Source organism: Streptomyces sp. NPDC005533 (genome assembly GCF_042871845.1).
In the GTDB taxonomy this organism is placed as follows: Bacteria; Actinomycetota; Actinomycetes; order Streptomycetales; family Streptomycetaceae; genus Streptomyces.
This window is the reverse complement of the sequence record NZ_JBIAJH010000035.1, coordinates 18,678-44,737: the sequence shown is the minus strand read 5'-3', so window position 1 is coordinate 44,737 and position 26,060 is coordinate 18,678. Positions and strand designations below refer to the sequence as shown.

Here is a 26,060-nt window from a genome sequence, read left to right as displayed (position 1 = left end):
GACGTACCGTCATATCCGCCTGAGCCGCCCCCCGAAGCCCGCCGTCCAGGAGGTCCGCCATGTCCGTCGACCGGCCCGTCGCCCTCGACGAGTACCCCATCCATCAGGCCCCCTTGTCGATGAAGCACCTCGTCAGCGGCGACCGCAACGCCTACGACCGCTGCATCTTCCACGTCTTCGACCACGCGGGCCGCGCCGTCCTCATCCTCGGCCTCGGCGTGTACCCCAACGCCGGGGTCATCGACGCCTACGCCACCCTCCGCATCGGCGACGAGCTCCTCGCCGTCCGGGCCTCCGACGCCCTCACCGACGATCGGATGAACCTGTCCGTGGGGCCCCTGTCCATCACCGTCGACGTGCCGCTCAAGCGGCTCACGCTCCGCTGCGCGGCGGACCCGGACGATCCGGACGGGCTCTCGTACGACGTCACCTGGACCGCGGAGTTCCCCGCCGTCTGGGAACCCCACCACATCCAGCGGCGCGGCGACCGCCTCATGCTGGAGGGCCGCCGCTTCGTCCAGGCCGGCGGCGTGAGCGGGGTCATCCGGGCGAAGGGGGAGGAGTTCGTGCTCACGCCGGGGGAGTGGACCGGCACCCGCGACCGCAGTTGGGGGGTGCGGCCGATCCCCGGCGAGGAGGGGGGCCGCGCCGCCGAGGAGTACCGGCCCGAGGGGTTCCACTGGCTCTGGATACCGGTCCGCTTCGAGGACCGGTTCGTGATGGTCATCGCCCAGGAGGACGCCGACGGGCACCGCACGCTCAACGAAGCGGTGCAGGTGTTCCCCGAGGGCAGCGGCCGCCACGACGTCCAGCTCGGCTGGCCGCAGACCGAGATCGGATACCGGCCGGGCAGCCGGCACCCCGAGAGGGCGGTCGTCCACCTCAGTGATCCGTCCCGCAAACCCCTCGAACTCGCCGTGGAGATCCTCAACAGCTCGCCGCTGGCCGTCGGCGCCGGCTACCCGCCCGCCGGCGACTGGCAGCACGGCACCTGGCAGGGCCGCGGCTGGACCGACCGCCGGGTCTACGACCTGTCCGACCCCGCGGCCCACCCGATGGCCGCGTTCGGGGTGACCGACCACTCGGCCCGCTTCACCCTCGACGGGCGGACCGGACACGGCATCTTCGAGCACGGCAGCTTCGGGCGCCACGACCCGAGCGGCTTCACCGACTACTCCTCCGTCGCCCAGTAGGAAGGGGACCGACCATGGCCACCGCACCACGTCCGCGCACCTCCACCAGGGAGCCCGAGGAGCTCGGGCAGCGCCTCGCCGCCTGGCTGGACACCAGGCTCCCCGGCGCGAAGGTGACCGGCGTCCGCGTCCCGGGGTCCAACGGGATGTCGAGCGAGACCCTGCTCTTCGACATAGAGCACCCCGACACCCCCGTCCGGGCCTGCGCGTTGAGGCTCGCCGCCGACCCGGCCGCCTACACCGTCTTCCCGACGTACGACATGCCGCGCCAGCACCGGGTGATGCGTCTGGTCGCCGAGCACACGGACCTGCCCGTCCCGCGGGTGCAGTGGCTGGAGGAGGACCCGGGGCCGCTCGGGGCGCCGTTCTTCGTGATGGCCCGCGCCGAGGGCCGGGTCCCGCCCGACGTGATGCCCTACACATACGAGGGCAACTGGCTGCACGCCGCCACCGATGCCGAGCGCGCCGTCCTGCAGGAGGCGAGCGTCTCGCTGCTGGCCCGCCTGCACGACCAGTTCCCGGCCGAGGAGGCGGAGTTCCTCCTCCCCGACGGCGAGGGAACCCCCCTGCGGCGGCACGTCGACGCCCAACGCGCCTACTACGCCTGGGTGGTGGGCGGACTCGCCCCCTCCCCGCTCATCGAGCGGGCGTTCGCCCGCCTGGAGGAGCTGTGGCCGGCGGACGAGGGCCCGGCGGTCCTCAACTGGGGCGACGCCCGCATCGGCAACGTGATCTACGACGGCTTCACGCCGGTGGCCGTACTGGACTGGGAGATGGCCGCCTACGCCCCCCGCGAGGTGGACCTGGGCTGGAGCGTCTACCTCCACCGCTTCTTCCAGGACCTGACCGTGAGCTTCGGCCAGCCCGGCCTGCCGGACTTCCTGCGCCGCGCGGACCTGGAGCGCCGCTACGCCGAACTCACCGGGCACACCCCGCGGGACATGGAGTTCCACACCCTCTACGCCGCCCTGCGGCACGCCATCGTGATGCTGCGCATCGCCTACCGGCAGGCGCACTTCGGGGAGGTCGAGATCCCGGCGGACTCGGACAGCCTGATCCTGCACCACGCCAGCCTGGCCGCCATGGTGCAGGGAACGTACTGGTAGGGACGCCGGAGCGGCCCGGCGGTCGTCAGGCCGCCTGGGCGTGCTGCTGCCGCGTCTGCGCCTGTGGGCGGGGGAGCACCGGGCTCACCACGCGGACCGGACGCGAGCCCGGGCCGCCCACGTGCGAGAAGGGCTGCGTCCGCCAGTCCAGCCCCTGGGGCAGGGTCGTCGACAGGACGACGGCGTCGGGGGCCTCCACCGGCTGGATCACGCCGACGCTGGGCAGCGCGTCCGTGGCCGGCCGCCCGGTGCCCGCGCACACCGTCAGTCCGAAGGGGTTCCACGGGGTCAGGCAGAGCGCGTGCTGCGGCAGGTACTCCTCGTCCGCGACGAGGGCGATCGACTGGCCGCAGTCGGGGCAGATCGCGTGGTGGATCTCGAACCCGTCGAGGTCGTCGGGGTATTCGCCGTATTCGGCGTCCACCGCGTACGTGCCGTCCCCGGAATCGAGCGGTTCGAGGGGCTCCGGTTCGGTGCGACCGGCGCGCTTGGTGTTCAGCATGGATGTACTCCCCCTTGGGTGGGCCGGGCGGGCAGGTTCTGCGGCCTCGGCCACAGCAAGCACTTCCCGTCGAGCGTCACGAGTAACCACAACAGACGGGCCCGCACCTGCATACCCCTGTGGCCTTGGTCACATGCCTGACGCAGATGCCTCCAGTGGGCGGACACCACTGGGCCTGGAGTGCCCTTGGGCCTTAGGTTGAGCGGCTATGAGCGCAATGGAGGAGCTGGACCGCCAGATCGTGGATCTGCTCGTACGGGACGGGCGGATGAGCTACACGGATCTGGGCAAGGCCACGGGACTGTCCACGTCGGCAGTCCATCAGCGAGTACGCCGTCTGGAACAGCGCGGGGTGATCCGCGGGTACGCGGCGGTCGTCGATCCGGAGGCCGTCGGCCTGCCGCTGACGGCGTTCATCTCGGTCAAGCCCTTCGACCCGAGCGCCCCCGACGACATCGCGGACCGGCTGGCCGGTGTCCCCGAGATCGAGGCCTGCCACAGCGTCGCCGGCGACGAGAACTACATCCTCAAGGTGCGCGTCGCCACGCCCCTGGAGCTCGAGGACCTGCTGGGCCGCCTGCGCGCCCTCGCCCACGTCTCGACGCGTACGACGGTCGTCCTCTCCACCCCCTACGAGGCCCGCCCGCCCCGCGTGTAGGCCCTGTGGGGGACCCGGCGTACGGACGGGACGGGGCGACGCGGGACACTGGTCGGCATGACTGACCGCACCGCCCCCTCCGCCGACACCGCCGGAGCACCGACCAGGACCGTCCTCCTCCGCGGGGGCGAGGTCCACAGCCCCGCCGACCCCTTCGCCACCGCGATGGTCGTCGAGCGCGGCCACATCGCCTGGGTCGGTTCCGAGGGGGCGGCCGACGCCTTCGCGCAGGGCGTGGACGAGGTCGTCGACCTCGGCGGAGCGCTCGTCACGCCCGCCTTCACCGACGCCCACGTCCACACCACCTCCGCGGGTCTGGCCCTCACCGGGCTGGACCTCAGCGGGGCGCGCTCCCTGCCGGCCGCGCTGGACCTCGTACGCGCGTACGCCGCGAGCCGTCCGGCCGACCGGGTGCTCCTCGGGCACGGCTGGGACGCCGCCCGCTGGCCCGAGCGCCGGGCGCCGCGCCGGGCCGAGCTCGACGAGGCCGCGGGCGGCCGACCGCTCTACCTGAGCCGCATCGACGTGCACTCGGCCGTGGTCACCACGGCCCTCCTCGACCTCGTCCCGGGCGTGCGGCCCCTCGGTGACCAGCCGCTGACCGCCGACGACCACCACGCCGTACGGCGTGCCGCCCTGGCCGCCGTCACCCCGGCCCAGCGCGCCGAGGCCCAGCGGGCCGCCCTCGACGAGGCCGCCTCCCTCGGCATCGGCTCCCTGCACGAGTGCGGCGGACCCGACATCTCCTCCGCCGAGGACTTCACCGGCCTGCTCGCCCTGGCCGCCGAGCGGCCCGGCCCGCGCGTCTTCGGCTACTGGGCCGACCGGGACCTGGAGCAGGTCCGGGCGCTCGGGGCCGTCGGGGCCGCCGGCGACCTCTTCGTCGACGGGGCCCTCGGCTCGCACACCGCCTGCCTGCACGCCCCGTACGCGGACGCCGCGCACACCGGTACGGAGTACCTGGACGCGCTCGCGGTCGCCGAACACGTGACGGCCTGTACCGAGGAGGGCCTCCAGGCCGGTTTCCACGCCATCGGGGACGCCGCGATCGCCGCCGTCGTCGAGGGCGTCCGGGCGGCCGCCGAGAAGGTCGGTCTGGCCCGGGTGCGCGCCGCCCGGCACCGGGTGGAGCACGCCGAGATGATGACCCCCGCCGCCATCGCCGCCTTCGCGGAGCTGGGGCTCACCGCCTCCGTGCAGCCCGCGTTCGACGCGGCCTGGGGCGGCGAGGACGGCATGTACGCCGACCGGCTCGGCGTCGAGCGCGCCCGCACCCTCAACCCGTACGCGGCCATGCTCAAGGCCGGTGTCCCGCTGGCCTTCGGCTCGGACGCGCCGGTCACCCCGCTCGACCCGTGGGGCACGGTCCGCGCGGCCGCGTTCCACCGGACCCCCGGGCACCGCGTCTCCGTGCGGGCCGCCTTCACCGCCCACACCCGGGGCGGCTGGCGGGCCCTGGGCCGCGACGACGCGGGGATCCTGGTACCCGGCGCCCCGGCCGACTACGCGGTCTGGCAGACCGGCGAACTGGTGGTCCAGGCCCCCGACGACCGGGTCGCCCGTTGGTCCACGGACCCCCGCTCGGGCACCCCCGGACTGCCCGATCTGACCCCCGGATCCGAACTGCCGGTGTGCCTCGCCACCGTCGTCGGCGGCCGGGAGGTATTCGTACGCCCACAGGGGTGATCCGGTGTGCCTCGGTTCGGTACCGGCGGTCGGACCCGGATAGGTTCGGCCGGGTCCACCACAGGACGTCCGTGCCGGACGGATCCGTCTGCTCAGCGCGCCCGCGCCTCGGGGGCGAGGGAAGGTTTCGCCGGTGGGGGCACCCCCAGTGGCAGCTGGGGGAGGGTGGCCCCGGGTCGGGGCCCGGCGGTCCAGTAGACAACGGTCACGGCGGCCCGCAGCCAGCGGGCGTCTGACCGGCCCGAAGGACCGCGGGCCCCGATCACTGTTCTAAAGTCATCCTCTGCGACCAGACGTACAGGACGTGCACGAGCACAAAAGGGGACTCAGTGAGCGACGGCGGACAGCGGACCTACGGGCCGCTCGGTACGGCCTTGGTGATCATTCCGACCTACAACGAGGCGGAGAACATCGGGCTGATCGTCGGCCGCGTCCGCGCGGCGGTGCCCGACGCCCACATCCTGGTCGCCGACGACAACAGCCCCGACGGCACCGGCAAGCTCGCCGACGAGCTCGCGGTCGGCGACGACCACGTGCACGTGCTGCACCGCAAGGGCAAGGAAGGGCTCGGCGCCGCCTACCTGGCGGGCTTCCTCTGGGCCCTGGACGCCGGCTACGGGGTGATCGTCGAGATGGACGCCGACGGTTCCCACCAGCCGGAGGAGCTGCCCCGCCTGCTCACCGCGTTGGCCGGCGCCGACCTGGTCCTCGGCTCCCGCTGGGTGCCGGGCGGCCGCGTCGTCAACTGGCCCAAGAGCCGGGAGATCCTCTCGCGCGGCGGTTCGACGTACTCGCGGCTGATGCTGAACGTGCCGATCCGCGACGTGACCGGCGGCTACCGCGCCTTCCGCCGCGAGACCCTGGAGGGCCTCGGCCTGGACGAGGTGGCCTCCGCGGGCTACTGCTTCCAGGTCGACCTGGCCCGCCGGGCGGTGCAGAAGGGCTTCCGCGTGGTGGAGGTGCCCATCACGTTCGTCGAGCGTGAGTTCGGCGACAGCAAGATGAGCAAGGACATCGTGGTCGAGGCCCTGTGGCGGGTCACCCAGTGGGGCCTCAAGGCCCAGGCGGCCAGACTGCTGGGCAAGGACGACGACAAGCGGTGACCCCCTAAGGGATGTCCGGTACCTCCGGCTGAGGCCGCTTTTACGCGGTCCCAGGCACACTGGATGCCATGACGACCGGCATTTCCACGGCCCCCCGGCGGCGTTCGACCGCCCGAACCTTCCTTCCCCTGGCCCTCGCGGCCTGGCTGATCCTGGAGATCTGGCTGCTCACCGTGGTCGCGGACGTGGCCGGCGGGCTCGCCGTGGCCGCGCTGCTGGCGGGCGGCATCGTCCTGGGCGCGGTGGTCATCAAGCGTGCCGGGCGGCGCGCCTTCAAGAACCTCTCGGAGACCTTCCAGCAGGCCCAGCAGGGGCGCCAGCCCACCCCGCAGGAGCCCGGCCGCGGCAACGGCCTCACCATGCTGGCGGGCCTGCTCCTGATGATGCCGGGGCTGCTCTCCGACGTGGCGGGCCTGTTCCTGCTGCTCCCGCCCGTGCGGGCCTGGGTCGGCCGCCGCGCGGCCCGCTCGCTGGAGCGCAAGATGGCCTCGGCCCCGGCCGGGAGCTTCGGCGACGCCTTCCAGCAGGCGCGCATCCACCACCCCGACGGCAAGGTCGTGCAGGGCGAGGTCATCCGCGAGGACCGGCCTGAGGGGCCGGCCGGCCCGGGCACCGTCTACCGCCCGCCCCTGGCGCCGTAGGACCGCCGCACGTCCGCCCGATGCCGTGCCGGTCGGCACGGCACCGGGCGCAGGACAAAGCCGAGGGGCCCCGCCACATGCGTGGCGGGGCCCCTCGGCTTGTGTATCCGTCCGGCTGTCAGGCGGACTTGCGGCTGTCCCGCGGATGCACGGCAATGTTCATGGCGCCGGAACGCAGGACTGCGAGCCTTTCGGCCAGCACTTCCTCCAGCTCCTCGCGGGTGCGTCGCTCCATGAGCATGTCCCAGTGCGTTCGCGCAGGCTTGCCCTTCTTCTCTTCGGGCCCGTCCCCGTCCACCAGGAGTGCCATGGCGCCGCACGCCTTGCACTCCCACTCCGGCGGAATTTCTGCCTCAACCGAGAACGGCATCTCAAATCGATGTCCGTTCTGGCATGCGTACTCCACCGCCTGGCGCGGGGCCAGATCGATGCCGCGGTCCGTCTCGTAGCTGGTAACCACGAGGCGCGTACCGCGGAGAGCTCGCTCACTCATGAATCGTGCCTCCCGGGCTTTGTCGCCCACAGGACAGGTGTCGCTGTCGTCGTCATCCGGTCAACGTCCGGTCGGCGGTATAGATTCCCGCTCCGGGTCGTGCGTCGCCCGTCGTGCCGCCCCTTGTTGTACCCACCAATGCCCGTTTTGTCACATCTGGCAGCAGATGTCACCCAACGTCCACGCTTCTTGAGCGCGCAGTAACGGTCCGCCTGGCAGGCCAAAGGCGTACACTACCGGCCCTTTGCTTCAACGTCTAAATTCGTTCGGAATTCGTTCGCGGATCCGGACCGTGCGCACTCGCGGACCCGCCCTCAGATCCGCTCCGGTACAGGATTGCCTGCCGCTTCCACCGCGCGCCGCACCGGCACTCTGGCCAGGAGCACGAATCCCAGTGCGAAGAAGACCACCAGCGAGATGATCGCGTCCCGGTAGCTCCCCGTGAGCTGGTAGGTCAGGCCGAAGACGAGCGGTCCCACCCAGCTCAGCCCGCGGTCGCTCATCTCGTACGCCGAGAAGTACTCGGCCTCCTTGCCGGCCGGCACCAGGTGCGAGAAGAGCGAGCGCGACAGTGCCTGGCTGCCGCCCAGCACCAGCCCGATCATCGCGGCGAGCGCGAAGAACCACACCGGGGTCCGGGCCGGCAGGAAGTACCCGACCGCGAGCGTCACGCCCCAGGCGGCCAGCGAGCCCAGGATCGTCCGCTTGGCGCCGTAGGTCCGCGCGAGGCGGCCCATCCCCAGCGCCCCGCCCACCGCCAGCACCTGCACCAGCAGTACCGCCCCGATGAGCGTGGACTGGTCCAGCTCCAGCTCCTCCGACCCGTAGATGGAGGCCTGGGAGATCACCGTCTGCACGCCGTCGTTGTAGATCAGGTACGCCAGCAGGAACGACAGCGTCAGCGGGTAGCGCCGCATGTCCTTCAGGGTGGCGACGAGCTGCTTCCAGCCGCTGACCGCCGGCCCGGCCCCCGGCTCCCGGACCACGGCCCGGTCGCGCAGCCGGCGCAGCGGGATCAGGGCGAAGGCGCCCCACCACAGGCCCGAGGACGCCAGGCAGATCCGTACCGCCATGCCTTCGGTGAGCCCGAAGGAGTCGTGGCCCATGTAGAGCACCAGGTTCAGCACGAGCATCACGGAGCCCGCGGTGTAGCCGAAGGCCCAGCCCCGCGAGGAGACGGTGTCCCGCTCGTCCGGCGTGGAGATCTGCGGCAGGTAGGCGTTGTAGAGCACCATCGAGACGGACAGCGAGGCGTTCGCCACGATGAGCAGCAGCCCGCCCAGCAGGTAGCGCTCGCCGCCCAGGAAGAACATTCCGGTCGTCGCCGCGGCGCCCGTGTACGCGGCCACCGCCAGCAGCGGCTTCTTGCGCCCGGTCCGGTCCGCCGCGGCGCCCACCAGCGGCATGAGCAGCACGGCCAGGATCACCGAGGCCGACACCGCGTAGGCGAAGAAGGAACCGGCCCGCACCGGGATGCCCAGCGGGTGCACGAAGCCCTCGGCGTCCGCGGCGGCCTTGGCCACCGAGGTCAGGTACGGCCCCAGGAACACGGTGAGCACGCTCGCCGAGTACACCGACACGGCGAAGTCGTAGAAGTACCAGCCGCGCTGCTCGCGCTTGCGGGCGGCCGCCCCGGCCGCGACCGACGTCGCCGATCTGCCGTCCTCGGCTCCCGGTTCCGCTGGTTCCGCTTGCTCGGTCGTGCTGCTGTCTTCCGCGCTCACCTGGTGTCCCCCTCGCTGGTCCCCGTACCGCAGCGGCCGCCGGCCCCGCGCGGCGGCCGAGGGGCGTGTCAGGCCCAGGCCCCGCGCCGGTCCAGCACCGTGCGCAAGATGTCGATCCGGTCGGTCATGATGCCATCGACTCCCAGGTCGAGGAGAGCCTCCATGCGTTCCGGTTCGTTCACGGTCCACACGTGGACCTGCAGACCCCGCTCGTGCGCGGTCCGCACGAAGCGCCGGTCCACCACGCGGATGCCCGCCTGCGTCTCCGGCACCTGGGCCGCCACCGCGCCCACGCGCAGCGCCGCCGGGATCGCGTACGAGCGCAGCCGCAGGCCCAGCACCCCGCGCACGCCGTACGAGGTGGCCAGCCGGGGGCCGGCGAGCCGCTGGGCGCGGGCCACCCGGCTCTCGGAGAAGGAGCCCACGCAGACCCGGTCCCAGATGCCGGTCCGCGCGATCAGGTTGACGAGCGGGTGCAGGGCCGACTCGGCCTTGACGTCGATGTTCCAGCGGGCGTCCGGGAACTCCTCCAGCAGCTCCTCGAAGAGCGGCAGGGGCTCGGTGCCCGCCACGCGCACCTCGCGGAGCTGCTTCCAGGGCAGCTCGGCGATCCGGCCCCGGCCGTCGGTGACCCGGTCCAGCGTGGAGTCGTGGAAGGCGACGAGTTTCCCGTCGGCCGTGGCGTGCACATCGGTCTCGAAGTACCGGTAGCCCGCTTCGGCCGCCCGGCGGAAGGCCGCGGCGGTGTTCTCCAGCCCGTCCGCGGCACCTCCCCGGTGCGCGAAGGGGATCGGAGCCGGGTGGTCCAGATACGGATGGCGAAGGCGTACGTGCGTCACGGCGGCAGTATCCCCCGTGACGTGAGGGGACGGTGGTCCGCGAGGTGAACGGCGGACACGGCGGAGGCCGATCCTGGGGCCCTTCCGGTCCGCCGGGTGCGGTGCCCCCTGGTGCGAGTGGACTGGCGCGTGACAGTCTGGGCCCGCAGACATCAATCCAATCCCGGCTTCCGACCCCTGCCGTCGAGGCCAATCCGACGAAGGTGGACCGGACGCAATGGCCGAATGGACCTCGGCGGTCGGCGCCGCCCAGCTCGCCCGCCTCATCACCTCGCAGCAGGAGCGCCCCGCGGTCCCCGGCGCCCGCAGACTGCCCGCGTACCGCACCCTCGCCGACGGGATCCGCCTCCTCGTCCTCGAAGGCCGCGTCCCGGTCGCCGCCCGGCTCCCCGCCGAGCGGGAGCTGGCCGGCTCCCTCTCCCTCAGCCGCACCACCGTCGCCGCCGCGTACGAGGCGCTGCGCGGGGAGGGGTTCCTGGAGTCCCGCCGGGGCGCCGGCAGCTGGACCGCCGTACCGGCCGGGAACCCGCTGCCCGCGCGCGGCCTGGAACCGCTGCCGCCCGAGTCCCTCGGCTCGATGATCGACCTCGGCTGCGCCGCCCTCCCCGCCCCCGAGCCCTGGCTCACCAAGGCCGTGCAGGGCGCACTGGAGGAGCTGCCCCCGTACGCCCACACCCACGGCGACTACCCGGCCGGCCTGCCCGCGCTGCGCCGGATGCTCGCCGACCGCTACACCGAGCAGGGCATCCCCACCATGCCCGAGCAGATCATGGTCACCACCGGCGCGATGGGCGCGATCGACGCCATCTGCAGCCTCTTCGCCGGGCGCGGGGAGCGGATCGCCGTCGAGTCGCCGTCCTACGCCAACATCCTCCAGCTGATGCGCGCCGCCGGGGTGCGCCTGGTCCCCGTCGCGATGGCGGACGGGCTGGCCGGCTGGGACATGGACGTCTGGCGGCAGGTGCTGCGCGACTCGGCCCCCCGCCTCGCCTACGTCGTGGCCGACTTCCACAACCCCACCGGGGCCCTGGCCTCCGACGAGCAGCGGCGCGCCATGGTGGCGGCCGCCCGCTCGGCCGGCACCGTCCTCGTCGCCGACGAGACCATGCTGGAACTCCAGCTGGACCCGGAACTGGAGATGCCGCGCCCGGTCTGCTCCTTCGACCCCGCCGGCAGCACGGTGATCACCGTGGGCTCCGCCAGCAAGGCCTTCTGGGCGGGCATGCGGATCGGCTGGGTCCGCGCCGCGCCCGACGTGATCCGCAGCCTGGTCGCCGCCCGCGCCTACGCCGACCTGGGCACGCCCGTGCTGGAACAGCTCGCGGTGAACTGGCTGATGCGCACCGGGGGCTGGCGGGAGGCCGTCGGGATCCGCCGCGAGCAGGCCAGGGAAAACCGCGACGCGCTGGTCGCGGCGGTCCGTCGGGAGCTGCCGGACTGGGAGTTCGAGGTTCCGCAGGGCGGCCTCACGCTGTGGGCCCGCGCGGGCGGCCTGTCCGGGTCCCGGCTGGCCGAGGTGGGGGAGCGGGTCGGCGTACGGGTCCCCTCGGGGCCCCGGTTCGGCGTGGACGGGGCCTTCGAGGGCTACGTCCGGCTGCCGTTCACCGTGGGCGGGCCGGTGGCCGAGGAGGCCGCCTCCCGGCTCGCGGCGGCGGCCCGGCTGGTCGGCACGGGCGCGGGCGGCAGCGGCGCGGAACCGCCGCGCACGTTCGTGGCGTAACCCGCCGGACCCGACGCGAGGGGCCTACGGAGCCTCGGCCGGCACCTCCGGGACCTCCGAGGTGTCGAAGGCGGAGCCCTGTGCCGGGGGCTGCGCCTGGAGCGCCTTGCCCGGGCCGCGGCCGGGAGCCTGCTGCCGGTCCGGCAGCAGTTCGAGCACGGCCTGGCGGTAGGCCGGGTGCGTGGCCTCGTCGTACGGGTCCGGGGTGGCGGGCACCTGCAGCCGGTGCACGGGGCCGGTGCCGAGCCGGGCGTACCCGCGCCCGGGCGGCACCTGGGCCGTCGGGGTGGTGTGCGGCGGCAGCCCCAGCACGTCGGCGATCTGCTGGATCCCGGCGGGCCCGAGGACGATCCGGGCGCGGGTGTGCTGCCAGACGGAGTCGTGCAGCAGTTCCAGGTGGTCGAAGTGCTCGGCCACCACCACCGTGACGTGGGCGGGCCGCCCGTGCCGCAGCGGCACCTGCAGGGGGGTCAGCGGGTCGGGGCCCCCTTCGGCGACCGCGAGGTGGGCCAGCACGCTCGGCTGGTCCAGCAGGATCCACAGCGGGCGCCGGGTGTCCTCGGGCGCCGGCCGGCCGGCCTCCCGGGCCCGGTGGGAGGCGATGAGCCGCCGCTCGGTCTCCTGCGCGGCCCACTCCAGGGTGGCCAGCGCCCCGGTCGGCCCGCATTCCACCGCGAGGACGCCGACGCGGCCGGTGAGGCAGGCGTACTCGCCGCTGCCGCCGCCGTCGACGATCAGTACGTCGCCGCCGTGCCGCAGGGCCTGGAGGGCGACGGAGCGGATCAGGGTGGAGGTGCCGTTGCCGGGCTGGCCGACGGCCAGCAGGTGGGGCTCGGTGGAGCGGGGCCCGGTGCGCCAGATCACCGGCGGCACGTCGCGGGGCTCACCGGCCTCCAGGACGGGCAGGGTGCGTTGCACGCCGCCCGCGTCGGTGAAACCGAGCACGGTCTCGCCGGGGGAGGTGACGAACGGCTGGGCGGCGATGCCCGTCGGCAACGCCGCCAGCACGCTCAGGTCGAGCTGGTTGCCCTCCTCGTCCCAGTCGAAGAGATACTCCCGACCGCGCCCGGACTTGGCGTGCAGCAGTGCCTCGATCCGGGCCCGTGAGGCGGCCTCGCCATCCGTGAAGTAGGCCGGGTAGCGGATGTGGAGCCGGGTGACGCGGCCCGCCTCGTCGAACTCGTAGCCGCTGAAGGCCTTGTCCCAGTCCCCGCCGTGGGCGAAGAGGGGGGTCGGGTCCTCCGGGATGGAGAAGTACGGCACGAGGGCTTCGTAGAGGGAGCCGAGCCGTTCGGTCTCGGCATCGCTGGGCCCGGTCTTCACCGGGGTGCGGTCGCGTCCCTGCCAGGCCGCGGCCGCCATGAGGGTGATCAGGGCGAGGAGCGGACCGTAGGGGACGAGCGCGACCACGAGGACGCAGGCGGCTCCCAGGAACAGCGCGGGACCACGCTTGTCCTTGGGCGTCTCGGACCATCTGCGCCGCCCGGCCGAGGCCAGGACGCGCAGGCCGCGTCCGATGGTGAGGAGCGGATGGAGGACGTCCGTGGCGGTGTCGGCGGCCGTGCGAGCGAAGTCGCGGCCCCGGGACAGCGACACGGTGCCGCTGCTGAGGATGCGGGGAAGTGGGCGCCGGGCCACGGGCGTCTCCTGGAGTTGTGGTGGTGACGGGTGCTTCGGGTGTCGCTGGTGCTGCTGCGCGATGGCCGGGCTAGAGCTTGATCCCGCCGAGCAGGCTCGCGAGGCTCGCCGTGCTCGCCGTGATGCTCGGGGCGATGGCGGAGCCGGCGAGGAAGAAGCCGAAGAGCGAGCAGACGAACGCGTGCGTCAGCTTCATCCCGTCCTTCTTGAAGAAGAGGAAGCAGATGATGCCGAGCAGGACCACGCCTGAGATGGACAGGACCATGAGGTGTTCTCCTGTTTGGTGGGGACAGTCACCATCAGTTGTTCCAGGCTCACAGGAAGTATCAATGCGACAAAAGGTGCATACGGGTGAATCTGCGAGTTTTTCACTTGACCGGCTCAGCCCGGCTGGCGCGTCCGGCATACCCGGGGTCGAGGGTGATCCTTGCCTCGGCCCGACCCGGACATGTGCAGGCCAGGGCGCTACTCTGGCGATTCACCCGTACGGACGCAGTGCCGTGCACCCCCCTGCCCGCCCGTCCTGGGGACGGGGCTGCGGGGCGGACCATGTCAGCAACGAGTGAAAGGCGGTAACGAACGATGAGCGAGCACGCCGCGGAAGGCGCCGGTTCCCAGGACGTCCCCGACGAGGACGTCATCGAGCTGGCCACCAAGATCTTCGACCTCGCCCGTCAGGGTGAGACCGAGACGCTCACCGCCTACCTCGACGCCGGGGTCCCGGCGAACCTCACCAACGACCGCGGCGACACCCTCGTCATGCTCGCCGCCTACCACGGCCACGCCGACGCCGTGTCCGCCCTGCTGGCCCGGGGCGCCGAGGCCGACCGCGCCAACGACCGCGGCCAGACCCCGCTCGCGGGGGCCGTCTTCAAGGGCGAGGAGGCCGTCATCCGCGCCCTGCTCGCCGGCGGAGCCGATCCGACCGCCGGAACCCCCTCCGCCGTGGACACGGCGCGCATGTTCGCCAAGGCCGACCTGCTGGAACTTTTCGGAGCCGAGTAGTCCGTTTTTGCCTCGGATCTGGCCGGGCCCGGCCGGTTCCCGACCTCACGGAATGGTCACGGCAGCCGTAAATGTGGTCGCGGTGCACAAACCGCCTGGGCCATCATGGCGTCGGATTCGATTCGCGAGCACGGGGGGCGGGCCGGAGCGGGTAGGACACGAAGGGTGTCCCTGCCCGACCCGGCCACCATGGTCACGAAGAACTGACGAGAGTGAGAAGGCAATGGTCTACATCGAGCGGAACATGACGGCGGACGTCCTCACATGCTGTTACGCGGCCCTGTGAATCCCGATTCCCGGTTGCGTCCCCAGCTTGATTTGAGGCCATTCCCATGTTCGAACCAGTCATAGCACCGAGCGGTACCCTGCTCGGGCTCCTCCAGCGCGGCCGCGGCGACGGCACGCTGCACGCACTCGCGGCACCCAGGGCGGAGGCCCTCGAGGCCCTCAACCAGTGCGTGCTCCGCGACCCGCGCCAGGACTGGCAGGTCGAGAACCGCTCCTTGTACTACGCCCGGCTCTACCTGGACCTCAACGGTCCGCTGGGCGAGATCGAGCACCACCTCTTCAGCGCCGACGACCTCGTCGACGAAGAGGACCACCGGACCGGCCTCGCCCTGTCCGTCCTGGGCCACCTCGCCTCGTACGGCCGCGACGACGCGCTCATGCTGCTGCGCCGCTACGCCGCCTCCGGGGCGAACTGGGCCTGGGCCCTCGACGAACTCGCCCTGCGCGACGACGACGAAGGCCTGCGGTCCCTGGCCGCCCCCGTCCTCGCCAGGTTCCCGGCCACGGCCGAGGGCGAGGCGCGGCTGGCCGCCGCCGTCCGCGACGCCTACGAGCCCCGGCCGTGGTCCCTGTGGGAGGAGACCCCGCAGCACGGCGCGCGCCTGAGCGCCGCCCGCCGACAGGGCTCCTTCGACCGCTGGCAGCGCCAGCTGACCCCCAGCGGCCCCCGGCCCGACTGGGGAGTCCAGGCCGTCTTCGACTGGGCCGCCGACGGCCTGCGCCGCGGCACGCCGCTGCACGTGCCCGCCGCGCGCTGCCTGGCCGCGGTCGCCGCACCCGAGGACCGCTCCGCGATCCTCGCGGCCGCCGCGGGCGCCTCCGGCGAGGCCGCCCGCGCCACGGCCCTGCACCACCTGGTCCTCGCCGAGCCGGAGAACCCCGCCGTGCTCGACCTCATCGAGGCCGCAGCCGACGAACCCGCCGTGGCCGCCTACGAGCGCATGTGCGGCCCCGAGGCCGTCGAACGGGCCCGGCGCTGGATCCACCGCCCCGACGCCCTGGGCGCGGCCGCCGCGGCCACCCTGGCCGCCCGCGGCGGAGCCGAGGACGCGGAACTGGTCCTCGGCGCCCTGCGCTCCACGGTCCGCGGCGCGGGCCCCGACACCCGGCACCTCTACCCCCTCGTGGACGGCGCCGGCCGCCTCGCCATCGGCTGCGCCGCCCCCGTGCTGCGCCACATCTACCGCGAGACGGCCTCGTCCCACCTGCGCGGCCGGGCCGCGCGGGCCCTCGCCAGCACCGACCCCTCCTTCGCGGCGGGCTTCGCCGTCGAATGCCTCTGGGACTGCGAGGAGACCACCCGCGAGGTGGCGGCCCACCACGCCGAGACCGCCGACGCCCGGGTCGCCCCCCGGCTGCGCCGCCTGGCGACGGACCCGGCCGAGGAAGAGGACGTGCAGTCGGCCGTCCGGAGCCGGATCGCCCCGGAGTCGGCCGTGTAGCGGGTCGAGGACGCGCGGACGCCCCGGCCCGAGGAAGGCCGGGGCGTCCGTACCCGGCCGCAACCCCGCGGCGACGTCTCACCGGGACCGGAGGAACCTCACCGCAGTCCCCGGCCGGGCCTGCGCCGCCGCGTCCAGGGCCGGGCCCGCCGGCACCACGCCGACCACCGGGTAGCCGCCCGTCACCGGGTGGTCGGCCAGGAACACCACCGGCAGGCCGTCCGGCGGGACCTGGACCGCGCCCAGCACCATGCCCTCGCTCGGCAGCTCACCGGGCCGTGCGCGGACCAGCGGCGGGCCCGCCTCCGTGCGCAGGCCGATGCGGTTGGACCTCGCCGACACCCGGAACCGCGCCCGCCACAGCCCGGCCAGCGAAGCCGGCTCGAACCAGTCCGCCCGCGGCCCCGGGCGCAGCGGAAGCAGCAGTTCCGCGGGCGGCCCGGGCAGGCCGCAGACGTCCGCCCCGGGCACCGGATCCGGCCCGGCCGGGCCCACCGGCAGCCGCATCCCGGCCGACAGGACGGCCGGCCCCAGCCCCGACAGCAGGTCCGCCGAGCGACTGCCGAGGACCGGCGGGACGGCCAGGCCTCCCCGCACCGCGACGTAGCTGCGCAGCCCCGACTCCGCCGGGCCCACCTCCAGCTCCGCCCCGGCCGGCAGCCGGACCGCCGCTCCCCAGGCCGCCGGGCGACCTGAGATCCGTACGGAACAGGGTGCGCCCGTGACCGCCACGACCGTCGCGGCGAGCGCCCGCAGCCCCGTCCCGTCCAGGGTCGTCTCCAGCGCCGCCGCGCCCGGCGGGTTGCCGACCAGCCGGTTGGCCATCGCGTACGCCGCCGTGTCCAGGGCGCCCGAGCGGGGAACGCCCAGGTGCGCGTACCCGGGCCGCCCCCGGTCCTGGACCGTGGTCAGCGCGCCCGGCCGCACCACCAGCAGCTCAGCCACGGCCCGCCTCCGTGAACCGCACCCGGACGCCCGGCGCGAACAGCGCCGCGGGCTCCCGCTCCGGATCCCACAGCACCGCGTCCGTGGAGCCGATCAGCTGCCAGCCGCCGGGGGAGGAGCGCGGGTACACCCCCGCGTACTCGCCGGCCAGCGCCAGCGAGCCCGCCGGGACGGACGTCCGGGGCGTGTCCCGGCGGGGCAGGTGGAAACGCTCCGGGAGCCCCGTCAGGTAGCCGAAGCCGGGAGCGAACCCGCAGAAGGCCACCCGGAAGCCGATGCCGCCCACGATCCCCGGCACCTCCCGCGGGGACACCCCCCACCGCCGGGCCACCTCCGCCAGGTCCGGCCCGTCGTACCGCACCGGGACGGTGACCAGCGGCCCCTGCGCCTGCGTGAGCGCCGGCACCTCCCACCGGGCGATCCGGGCACCCAGCGCGGCCGGGTCCCGCACCCCGTCCAGCAGGACGGTCCGCGCCGCCGGCACGAGGTCCCGTACGGGCCCCAGTTCGCCCGCGTCCCGGCGGCGCAGCAGCTCGGCGTGGAGCGCCGCCACCTCCGCCGCCGAGTCCAGTTCGATCAACAGCGCCGCGCCGCCCACCACCAGGGTCCTCACGCGAAGGCCGCCACGCGGACCCCGGCCGCGCCCAGCGCCTCCCGGACCCGCCGCGCGAGCACCGCCGCCCCCGGGGTGTCCCCGTGCAGGCACAGCGACCGCGCGGCCACCCGGACCGGCGAGCCGTCGGCGGCCGTCACCGTCCCCTCGGCGGCCATCCGCACGGCCCGCGCCACCACCGCGTCCGGGTCGTGCAGCACCGCTCCCGGCTCGGTGCGCGGCACCAGCGTCCCGGCGGGCGTGTAGGCGCGGTCGGCGAAGGCCTCCGGTACGGCGGCCAGCCCGGCCTCGCCGGCGGCGGCGAGCAGGAGCGAGCCGGGCAGGCCCAGTACGGGCAGGCCCCCGGTGGCACCGGACCCGGCGGCCAGCCGGACGCCCGCGACCACCGCCGCGGCCTGGTCCGCGTCGTGCACGGTCCGGTTGTAGAGCGCGCCGTGCGGTTTCACGTACGACACCCGGGAGCCGGCCGCCCGCGCGAACACCTCCAGCGCGCCGATCTGGTAGGCCACCTCGTCCGCCAGCTCGCCGGCCGGGACGTCCATCGCGCGCCGTCCGAACCCGGCGAGGTCGCGGTAGGAGACCTGCGCGCCGATCCGTACGCCCCGCTCGGCGGCCAGTTCGCAGACCCGGCGCATGATGGACGGGTCGCCGGCGTGGAAACCGCAGGCCACGTTGGCGCTCGTGACGACGGACAGCAGGGCCTCGTCGTCGGTGAGCGTCCAGCGCCCGAACCCCTCGCCGAGGTCGGCGTTGAGGTCGACCACCGCAGAGGATGCGATCATGGAATCCATGCGCTGAGCGTAGAGCAGACGTCCCCCGGTCCGGCCGGGGACGATCCGGCCGAACCATGCCGTTTGGGATGTTGTCAGCAACAGCGCCTAGTCTTTGTCCGTGACTCTCCCAGCCCCGGCGAAGACCCTCCCGTCCCCGGCGCCGGGCCCGGCCGCCGACGAGGGCCTGGCCCGGCGGCTGCGCGCCCTCGCCTGCACCGCTCCGCTGCACGACCTCGACGTCCGCAAGGCCAATCTGGCGGGCGAGTACGGCATCTACGCGATGGCGGAGGTCGCGCTGGCCGCGATCGACCTGGTCACGCTCAACATGGACTTCGACACGGGCGCCGACCACGAGCAGATAGTGGCCAGGCTGCTGCCGCGCGTCGCGGCCCAGGCCCCCGGCCGCCCGGCGGCCGAGCACGAGCGGGTGGCCCGCTGGGTGCTGGAGAACCTGATCAACGTCGGCAGCGTCGACCGCGGCTTCCGCGCGATCTACGGCACCTTCGGCCCGGACGGGGTCTACGTCCGCCGCGACTACGACTTCAAACTGATCGAAGAGGTCCCCGGCTACGGCGGCGCCGTCTACCTGCGCACCACCGACGAGGCCGTCAACGTCCTGGTCGGAGCCCTCGACACCGACGTCACCAGCGCCCAGATCGCCGCCGAGGTCAAGCTGGAGGTGCTGATCAGCCGCGGCCGGCTGGCGGACGCCCAGCTCGCCGCCGAGCAGGCCCGCTACCGGACCGTCCAGTACGCCGAGACCCTGCGCCGCACCCTGGACGCCACCCGGCGCAACGTACGGGCGGTGGACTGGCTGCAGGCCGTGCCCGACATGATCGCCGAAGCCCTCGACCACGTCGCCGACCGCTACCGCCACGAGAACGCGATCCTGACCAACATCCGCAAGGCGCGCGACGAGGCCGAGGAGCCGGAGAGCAAGCGGCGCGCCGCCGAGCTCGTCGACATCGTCAAGGACTGCATCCGCCGCCACACCCAGCTCCAGTCCCGACTGCTGGACGCGGGCCCGCTGTTCCGGGCCGAGCAGGACCGCCAGGCCTTCGCCGCCCCGGCGCCGCGCTCCGGCATCGACCTGTACGGCCAGCTCGTGGCCCCGCTCCTGCCGCTGCCCCTGGAGCAGGCGAGCCGGGTGACCGCCGCCTTCTTCGCCGCCGGCGCCGGGCTGCGCACGCCCGTCTCGGTGCGGGTGAGCGACCTGGTCGAGATCCTGCTCACCCCGCCCGTGGAGCGCGAGCACCTCGGCGCGGAGATGCCGGAGCCGGACCTCATCGCCACCCCGGACGACAGCCGCTTCAGCGAGGAGCAGCTCGCCGCCGCGAAGGAGCTCCTGGACCTTCCGCACGACGCACCGCGACGGCTGTCCGGGCTCCTCGCGCAGGCCCGCCGCAGCGACCCGGACCTGCCGTACCTGGTGGCCCTGCTGGCCGTCCACGCGGCGAGCCCGGCCGTCGGCACGGCGTACCGGCAGGGGGAGGAGCGGCTGCTCTTCGCGGTGGACGACGGCACGCAGCTCGACGACCCCGAGTTCGGCGGCGCCGACCTCATCGTCGGCACCGCCCTCCTCGACGCCGCCGGCATGGCCGCCGACCGCGCGGAGGCGTCGTGACCGCCGTCGCCCCGGCCCGGCCGATTTCGGCCCCTCCGGCGTTTGAGGAGCGGGGTCCGGGGCGGAGCCCCGGGAAACCCGGCTCCGCCGGGCACCGGGCTCTGCCCGGACCCTTCCCCGGCCACCGCTGGGAGGTGCCCCCCGCTCACACGCCGACGGGGCCGGAGGTGGCCGAATCCCCTGCGCGGCCCGGCCGCACGCTCAGTACCGCCCGAACCACCCGAACCACCCGAACCACCCGAACCACCCGAACCACCCGAACCACCCGAACCACCCGAACCACCCGAACCACCCGAACCACCCGAACCACCCGCGCCGCCGAGGAGACCCACCCGTGAGCGACCACCACGCCGAGCACCCCGCGTGGAGCGAGCCCGCGGCTCCCGCCACCCCCGTCACGGCCGCGAGCCCGGCGGTGACCCCCGCCGACGCCGCCGACGCGGCCCGGCTCGTCGCCTTCGGGCTGCAGCCCAAGCTGCTCCCCGCCCGCGACGCCGAGTACGCCGAGCTGCTGCGCCGCTACCGCGAGGAGCCCGCCTTCGGACGCCTCGCCGACGCCGTCGCCACCGGCCTCGGCCTCGTCGTCCTGGAGGTCTCCCCGCGCGCCGGCATGGCCGTGGCCGCCGGCGAGGACTCCGTCTTCGCCGTCCGGATGGGCGACTACGCCCGCCGCACCACCGCCGACTCCGCCGACCGGTTCCTGCACGGCCTGGCCCACCTCGCCGTCGCCGCGCTCGCCTTCCCCCGCCCGGAGGACCTCGCCGACGACGGCTACATCGGCCGCATCACCGTCAACGGCGTCGACTCCTTCGTCCGGCAGACCTGCCGCCGCCTGGAGGAGCGCGCCGAGGAGACCGGCGAGAACACCGACCCGGCCTCCGACGCCCCCGGCCTGGAGGCCGCCTGGCGCGTCTACTCCCGCCGCAGCGCGACCGGCGCCACCAAGGACGCCCGCCGCCTCGCCGGCTCCACCACCGGCATCGTCGGCAAGGCCGCCGCCTTCCTCACCGACTCCGGCTTCCTCCAGCGCACCGGCGACGAGTCCGGCGGCACCTACCGCACCACCCCCCGCTACCAGCTCCAGGTCCGCGACATGGCGGGCAGCGCGGCCATGGCCGAACTCCTCGAACTCGGCGTGGTCCCCGTCACCGACGGCTCCGCCACCCTCCTGCCGCCGCCCGAGGGCGACGACCTGGACCTGGCCGCCGATGCCGGGCTCCCCTTCCACGCCTGAGCCACCCGTCCTCCGTACGCCCTGAGCCACCAGACACCACGAGAGTCCGCCGCCATGTACGAGCTGTCCCGGATCCGCCTCTACTCCATCGGGCCCGCCGGTGCGCGCTACGCCGACACCGTGCTCGACCTGCGCGGAGTCGGCGAGCCGGTGCCCCACCCGGCGCCGGCCCAGGCGGAGTTCTTCGAGGACGAGCCCACCGGCCCGCCGCGCCGCCCCGCGCCCGCCGGCGTGCTCTTCCTGGAGAACGGGGGCGGCAAGTCCGTCCTCCTCAAGCTGATCTTCTCGGTGATGCTCCCCGGTCACCGCAACACCCTCGGCGGCGCGAGCTCCGGCGTCCTGCGCAAGTTCCTGCTCGCCGACGACTGCGGCCACGTCGCCCTGGAGTGGCAGCACACCCAGACCGGCGAGTGCGTGGTCGTGGGCAAGGTCAGCGAATGGCGCGGCCGCCAGGTCTCCAACGACCCGCGCAAGTTCGCCGAGGCCTGGTACTCCTTCCGCCCCGGCCCGGGCCTCGGCCTCGACAACCTGCCCGTCGCCGAGGCCACCGCCGTGCGCCCGCCCGTCGAAGGCGCCTCCGGCGCCCAGGGCCGCCGCCGCACGATGAAGGGCTTCCGCGACGCGCTCACCGAGGCCGGCAAGGCGTACCCGCACCTCGAGGTGTACTTCGAGGAGATCCACGACCGCTGGAACGAGCACCTCACCGAGCTCGGCCTCGACCCCGAACTCTTCCGCTACCAGCGCGAGATGAACGCCGACGAGGGCGAGGCCGCCGGCCTCTTCGCGGTGAAGAAGGACTCCGACTTCACCGACCTCCTGCTGCGCGCCGTCACCGACACCCGCGACACCGACGGCCTCGCCGACCTCGTCCACGGCTTCGGCAACAAGCTCGGCCGCCGCGCCGAGCTCATGGCCGAACGCGACTTCACCGCGGGCTCGGTGGACCTGCTCACCAAGATCGTCGAGGCCGCCGGGGCCCGCTCCCGGCTGCGCGACGTGCACGCGGGCGCGGAACGCCGTACGCGCACCCTCGCCCGGCGGCTGTCCGCCCGCGCCGCCGAGGAACGCGGCCGCGCCGCCGACCTCGCCCAGCGGGTCACCGCGGCCGCCCACCAGGTCACCGCCGCCGACTCGGCCCGCGCCCGCAGCGCGGCCGTCTCCGCCGAACTCGCCTACCGGCACGCCTCGCTCGCCCTGACCGTCGCCGACAAGGCCGCCGCCGCCCAGCGCCGCGAACTCCTCGAAGCCCGCACCCTGCACTCCGCGTGGCAGGCCGCCGAGATCGTCCTGCGCCACCGCGCCGCCGCCGACCGCTCCGCCCGCGTCGCCGCCGCGATCCTGGAGGCCGAGCGGGACGCCGCCCCCGCGCTCGCCGCGCGCGCCACGGCCGCCGCCGACCTCGTACGGGCCCTGCACACGGCCGCCGAACACGGCGAGCGGGCCGCCGACGAGGAGGAGGCACGGTCCGCCGAGCTGCATTCCGTCGGCGAGAGCGCCCACCGCGACGCCACCGCCGCCGCCACGGCCGCCCAGCGGGCCCGCAGCGAGGCCGAACACCTCCGCTCGCGCCTCGCCGAGGTCCAGCAGGAGACCGCCGAGGCGGTCCGGGCCGGCTGGCTCGACGACTCCGCCCCCGACGCCGACCCGGCGCGCGCGGCCCTCGCCGCCACCGACGCCGAGAAGAACGCCGTGGCCGCCTGGGACGAGGCCCGGGACGCCGCCCGCGCCGCCGCCGAAGCCGCCCGCGAGGCCGCCGCCGCGGAATCCCGCGCCGAACTCACCGCCGCCCGCGCGGCGGACGCCGCCGAGGCGGCCGAGGCCGCGCACGACGCCGAGTACCGTGCGGCGGCCTCCCTCGCCGACTCCCCCCGCCTGGCCGAACTCCTCGGCCTGCCCTCGGTTCCCGCCTCCTTCCTGCCCCACCCGCGCACGCAGAGCGGCGCCGCCTCCGGCCCCTACGCCGGATCCGCCGCGCAGGCCGCCCAGGCCGGGACGGCGGGGGCGGCCGGAGCGGCGTACGGCTCCGGCGGCCACGGCCCGGCCCAGGCCGGGCCCGCCGGCCGCCCCGGAGCCGGAGCCGCCGGAGCCCCAGAAGCCGGCGGCCTCACCGTCGCCGACCTCGACCGGAACGCCGACGACCTGCGCACCCTGCTCACCGACGGGGTCGCCGCGGCCGAACGCCAGCTGTTCGAGCTGCGCACCGCCGCCGCCGACGACTCCCGCATCCTCGGCGCCCTCGGCGACGGCGGCCTGCTGCCGCCCGGCCCCGACGTCCTCGCCACCGTCGAGTACCTCGGCGAGCACGGCATCCCGGCCCTGCCCGGCTGGCGCTACCTCGCCCAGTCCGTGGACCCCGCCGACCACGCCGCCGTCCTCGCCGCCCGCCCCGAACTCGTCGACGGCGTCGTCATCACCGACCCCGACACCCACAGCCGGGCCCGCGAAGTCCTCTCCGGCGCCGCCCTGCTGCCCCGCTCCACCGTCGCCGTCGGCACCGCCGCCGCCCTGCTGGCGCCCGTACCGCCCGCGGCCGACTCCGACACCGCGGTGTTCCTCGTCCCGCCCAACCCGGCCATGCACGACGAGCACGCCGCCGACGAGGAGCGCCAGGCGCTGCGCACCCGGGCCGCAGCCCGCGACACCGAGATCCGCGAGCTCGCCGCCCGCCTCTCCGGCGACCGCGAACTCGCCGCCCGCCTCGCCTCCTGGCGCACCGGCTGCCCGCCCGGCCGCCTCACCGAACTCGCGGAACAGGCCGCGGCCGCCCGCGCGTTCGCCGAGGAGACCGACGCCGAGCTCGCGGAGGCCCGTACGGTGCGCGCCGAGGCCGACGAGGCCGCCGCCGACGCCGCCCGCGTCCGCGAGGAGCGCCAGGACACCGCCCAGCGCGCCCGCCGCGTCGCCGACGCCCTCGCGGGCCTCGCGTACCGCCTGCGCGAGCGGGCCGGCTGGCAGGCCAGGCTCCGCGAACTCGCCGACGAGAGCGCCGAGTCCGAGGCCCGCGCCGAGGTCTGCCTGGACCGCGCCCGCGCCGCCGACGAGGACCGCCGCGCCGCCCAGCGCGCCGCCGACGACGCCCGTCGCACCGCCCGCGCCCTGCGCGCCGAGCGGGCCGAGATCGCCGGCGCCCCCGACCAGCTGCCGGAGGCGGACGGGGACGGCCCGCGCGCGCCCCTCCCGGACCTGCGCGAGGCCTACCGCGCCGCCTCCCAGCTCTACGAGAAGGTGGGGGTCGGCGCCGACCTGCGCGCCGAACAGGCCCGCGCCGAGAGCGACGAGAGCGCCGCCCTCGCCGAACTCGACCGCCTCACCAACAAGGTGCGCACCCGCGCCGCCCAGCTCCTCGAAGGCACCGACGGCGCCGACGGCCCCTCCCGGCAGGCCGCCGCCGCCCGCGCCGAGTCCCTGGTGCAGATGCTGGAGACCCGCGCGTCCACGGCCAGCGAACAGCTCGGCCGGCTGCGCGGCGAGGCCGAGCGGCACGCCCCCGCCGAGGGCGAGGCGCACACCGAACTGCCCGAGGAACTGGTCCCCGAGAACGTCGAACAGGCCCAGGCCCTGCTCCGTACGGCCACCGCCCAGCTCGCCGCCCACACCGCGGCCGTGGAGAGCGCCCGCGCCGCCCACGCGGACCTGCTGCGCGACCACCGCACCGCCGAGGACGGCGCCGGCGGCTTCGACGAGACCGCCGCCCTGCTGCGCGACCTCCTGCGCGACCACACGCACGCCGAGGACGAGCAGGAGCCGGTGCCCCACCCGGGCACGCTGGAGGAGGCCCGCCAGTCGGCCACCGAGGCCCGCCGCTCGCTGCGCGCCTGCGCGGCCGATCTCTCGGCCGCCGAGTCCGCGGTGCGCGAGGCGAGCGACATCCTGGTCCGGCACGCCAATTCCACCCGCTACGAGCAGGTACGCACCCCCGCGCGCCAGCAGATCCGGGAACTGCCCGCCGCCGCCCTGCCCGAGCACGCGGCGGCCTGGGCGACGGCCTTCGCCCCCCGCCTGCGGGTCCTCACCGACGAGCTGGCGCAGCTGGAGCGCAACCGCGACAGCATCGTCGACCGCCTGCGCGGCCTCGTCGAGTCCGCCCTGGCCACGCTCCGCTCCGCGCAGCGCCTCTCCCAGCTCCCCGAGGGCCTGGGCGAATGGTCGGGCCAGGAGTTCCTGCGGATCCGCTTCGAGGAGCCGGACCAGGCCACGCTCACGGAACGGCTCGGCGAGGTCATCGACGAGGCCACCCGCGCGGCCGTGAAGAAGAACAGCACGGCCTCCTTCGGCGACGGCCGCCGCGACGGCATGTCCCTGCTGCTGCGGGGCGTCCAGGCGGCGCTCGAACCCAAGGGCATCTCCGTGGAGATCCTCAAGCCGGACGCCGTGCTGCGCGCCGAGCGCGTCCCCGTCGGCCAGATGGGCGACGTCTTCTCCGGCGGCCAGCTGCTCACCGCGGCCATCGCGCTCTACTGCACGATGGCGGCGCTGCGCAGCAACGACCGGGGCCGCGACAAGCACCGCCACGCGGGCACGCTGTTCCTCGACAACCCGATCGGCCGCGCGAACGCCACGTACCTGCTGGAGCTCCAGCGGGCCGTCTCCGACGCGCTCGGCGTCCAACTGCTCTACACGACGGGCCTGTTCGACACCACGGCCCTCGCCGAGTTCCCGCTGGTGATCCGGCTGCGCAACGACGCGGACCTGCGGGCGGGTCTGAAGTACATCAGCGTCGAGGAACACCTGCGCCCGGGCCTGCCGCAGCAGTCCCCGGAGGAGGAGACCATCCACGGCGAGGTCACGGCCACCCGCATGTTCCGCCGCAGCGGCGCCCCTTCCTGACGCACG

The 26,060-nt window shown here is 74.6% G+C and carries 21 protein-coding genes; 12 read left to right on the top strand and 9 right to left on the bottom strand.

What is annotated here, in order from left to right; translation table 11 throughout:
• Nucleotides 1-59 precede the first annotated feature (59 nt).
• The gene (locus ACFYP3_RS28355; protein WP_388838283.1) at nucleotides 60-1,193 is read left to right on the top strand and encodes a hypothetical protein; all 1,134 of its coding nucleotides are present in this window, start codon (nucleotides 60-62) and stop codon (nucleotides 1,191-1,193) included.
• A 14-nt stretch (nucleotides 1,194-1,207) separates the two neighbouring features.
• On the top strand, nucleotides 1,208-2,299 hold the full coding sequence (locus tag ACFYP3_RS28350; RefSeq protein WP_388838280.1) for a phosphotransferase family protein: 1,092 nt from the start codon (nucleotides 1,208-1,210) through the stop codon (nucleotides 2,297-2,299).
• Nucleotides 2,300-2,324: 25 nt separating this feature from the next.
• On the opposite strand, the gene ACFYP3_RS28345 is transcribed toward ACFYP3_RS28350, so the two are convergent.
• Entirely contained in the window at nucleotides 2,325-2,801 is a 477-nt protein-coding gene (locus ACFYP3_RS28345) for a hypothetical protein (RefSeq protein ID WP_388838277.1), read from the bottom strand.
• A 217-nt stretch (nucleotides 2,802-3,018) separates the two neighbouring features.
• On the opposite strand from ACFYP3_RS28345, the gene ACFYP3_RS28340 reads away from it, so the two are divergent.
• From ACFYP3_RS28340 to fxsA, 4 genes are all read left to right on the top strand, one after another.
• Nucleotides 3,019-3,459 carry an Lrp/AsnC family transcriptional regulator gene (locus ACFYP3_RS28340; protein ID WP_030011705.1) on the top strand — a complete coding sequence of 147 codons (441 nt, stop codon included), beginning with the start codon at nucleotides 3,019-3,021 and terminating at the stop codon, nucleotides 3,457-3,459.
• 57 nt (nucleotides 3,460-3,516) lie between these two features.
• Complete coding sequence (locus ACFYP3_RS28335; protein WP_388838274.1) at nucleotides 3,517-5,145, top strand: amidohydrolase; 1,629 nt, start codon at nucleotides 3,517-3,519, stop codon at nucleotides 5,143-5,145.
• Nucleotides 5,146-5,474: 329 nt separating this feature from the next.
• The gene (locus ACFYP3_RS28330) at nucleotides 5,475-6,248 is read left to right on the top strand and encodes a polyprenol monophosphomannose synthase (protein ID WP_388838271.1); all 774 of its coding nucleotides are present in this window, start codon (nucleotides 5,475-5,477) and stop codon (nucleotides 6,246-6,248) included.
• A 68-nt stretch (nucleotides 6,249-6,316) separates the two neighbouring features.
• Nucleotides 6,317-6,889 (top strand): FxsA family membrane protein, encoded by a 573-nt coding sequence (gene fxsA, locus ACFYP3_RS28325; RefSeq protein ID WP_388838268.1) that lies wholly within the window; start codon nucleotides 6,317-6,319, stop codon nucleotides 6,887-6,889.
• Between the two features lie 118 nt (nucleotides 6,890-7,007).
• Here the strand turns inward: fxsA and ACFYP3_RS28320 are convergent, their stop codons facing one another.
• The 3 genes from ACFYP3_RS28320 to ACFYP3_RS28310 form a co-directional block, all read right to left on the bottom strand.
• Nucleotides 7,008-7,382 carry an RNA polymerase-binding protein RbpA gene (locus tag ACFYP3_RS28320; protein ID WP_007262928.1) on the bottom strand — a complete coding sequence of 125 codons (375 nt, stop codon included), beginning with the start codon at nucleotides 7,380-7,382 and terminating at the stop codon, nucleotides 7,008-7,010.
• Between the two features lie 314 nt (nucleotides 7,383-7,696).
• On the bottom strand, nucleotides 7,697-9,106 hold the full coding sequence (locus tag ACFYP3_RS28315) for an MFS transporter (protein WP_388838265.1): 1,410 nt from the start codon (nucleotides 9,104-9,106) through the stop codon (nucleotides 7,697-7,699).
• A 68-nt stretch (nucleotides 9,107-9,174) separates the two neighbouring features.
• On the bottom strand, nucleotides 9,175-9,945 hold the full coding sequence (locus ACFYP3_RS28310) for a glycerophosphodiester phosphodiesterase family protein (protein WP_388838262.1): 771 nt from the start codon (nucleotides 9,943-9,945) through the stop codon (nucleotides 9,175-9,177).
• Between the two features lie 217 nt (nucleotides 9,946-10,162).
• Between ACFYP3_RS28310 and ACFYP3_RS28305 the strand changes: the two genes are divergently transcribed.
• A complete protein-coding gene (locus tag ACFYP3_RS28305) occupies nucleotides 10,163-11,665 on the top strand; it encodes a PLP-dependent aminotransferase family protein (protein WP_388838259.1) in 1,503 nt (500 codons plus the stop codon).
• Nucleotides 11,666-11,689: 24 nt separating this feature from the next.
• Here the strand turns inward: ACFYP3_RS28305 and ACFYP3_RS28300 are convergent, their stop codons facing one another.
• Entirely contained in the window at nucleotides 11,690-13,303 is a 1,614-nt protein-coding gene (locus ACFYP3_RS28300; protein WP_388838257.1) for a hypothetical protein, read from the bottom strand.
• A 70-nt stretch (nucleotides 13,304-13,373) separates the two neighbouring features.
• On the bottom strand, nucleotides 13,374-13,568 hold the full coding sequence (locus ACFYP3_RS28295; protein ID WP_030031218.1) for a hypothetical protein: 195 nt from the start codon (nucleotides 13,566-13,568) through the stop codon (nucleotides 13,374-13,376).
• A gap of 317 nt (nucleotides 13,569-13,885) precedes the next feature.
• Between ACFYP3_RS28295 and ACFYP3_RS28290 the strand changes: the two genes are divergently transcribed.
• Both ACFYP3_RS28290 and ACFYP3_RS28285 read left to right on the top strand, forming a co-directional pair.
• Nucleotides 13,886-14,308, top strand: coding sequence for an ankyrin repeat domain-containing protein (locus tag ACFYP3_RS28290; RefSeq protein ID WP_362812437.1), 423 nt, complete (start codon nucleotides 13,886-13,888; stop codon nucleotides 14,306-14,308).
• Between the two features lie 332 nt (nucleotides 14,309-14,640).
• Nucleotides 14,641-16,038: a HEAT repeat domain-containing protein gene (locus ACFYP3_RS28285; protein ID WP_388838252.1), complete on the top strand. Its 1,398-nt coding sequence runs from the start codon at nucleotides 14,641-14,643 to the stop codon at nucleotides 16,036-16,038.
• A 78-nt stretch (nucleotides 16,039-16,116) separates the two neighbouring features.
• Here the strand turns inward: ACFYP3_RS28285 and ACFYP3_RS28280 are convergent, their stop codons facing one another.
• Genes ACFYP3_RS28280 through ACFYP3_RS28270 form a run of 3 tightly spaced genes read right to left on the bottom strand, consistent with a single transcriptional unit; the run spans nucleotide 16,117 to nucleotide 18,360 of the window.
• Nucleotides 16,117-16,983 carry a biotin-dependent carboxyltransferase family protein gene (locus ACFYP3_RS28280; protein WP_388838249.1) on the bottom strand — a complete coding sequence of 289 codons (867 nt, stop codon included), beginning with the start codon at nucleotides 16,981-16,983 and terminating at the stop codon, nucleotides 16,117-16,119.
• Entirely contained in the window at nucleotides 16,976-17,596 is a 621-nt protein-coding gene (locus ACFYP3_RS28275; protein ID WP_388838246.1) for an allophanate hydrolase subunit 1, read from the bottom strand. The genes ACFYP3_RS28280 and ACFYP3_RS28275 overlap by 8 nt, the downstream gene beginning before the upstream one ends.
• The gene (locus ACFYP3_RS28270) at nucleotides 17,593-18,360 is read right to left on the bottom strand and encodes a LamB/YcsF family protein (protein ID WP_388838341.1); all 768 of its coding nucleotides are present in this window, start codon (nucleotides 18,358-18,360) and stop codon (nucleotides 17,593-17,595) included. Before ACFYP3_RS28270 ends, ACFYP3_RS28275 begins: the two co-directional genes overlap by 4 nt.
• 127 nt (nucleotides 18,361-18,487) lie before the next feature.
• Between ACFYP3_RS28270 and ACFYP3_RS28265 the strand changes: the two genes are divergently transcribed.
• The 3 genes from ACFYP3_RS28265 to ACFYP3_RS28255 all read left to right on the top strand — a co-directional run bounded on the left by ACFYP3_RS28265 (nucleotide 18,488) and on the right by ACFYP3_RS28255 (nucleotide 26,054).
• Nucleotides 18,488-19,993 (top strand): hypothetical protein, encoded by a 1,506-nt coding sequence (locus ACFYP3_RS28265; RefSeq protein WP_388838243.1) that lies wholly within the window; start codon nucleotides 18,488-18,490, stop codon nucleotides 19,991-19,993.
• Between the two features lie 334 nt (nucleotides 19,994-20,327).
• On the top strand, nucleotides 20,328-21,227 hold the full coding sequence (locus tag ACFYP3_RS28260) for a hypothetical protein (RefSeq protein WP_388838240.1): 900 nt from the start codon (nucleotides 20,328-20,330) through the stop codon (nucleotides 21,225-21,227).
• A gap of 54 nt (nucleotides 21,228-21,281) precedes the next feature.
• Nucleotides 21,282-26,054: a hypothetical protein gene (locus ACFYP3_RS28255; protein ID WP_388838237.1), complete on the top strand. Its 4,773-nt coding sequence runs from the start codon at nucleotides 21,282-21,284 to the stop codon at nucleotides 26,052-26,054.
• The last annotated feature ends 6 nt before the right edge of the window (nucleotides 26,055-26,060 follow it).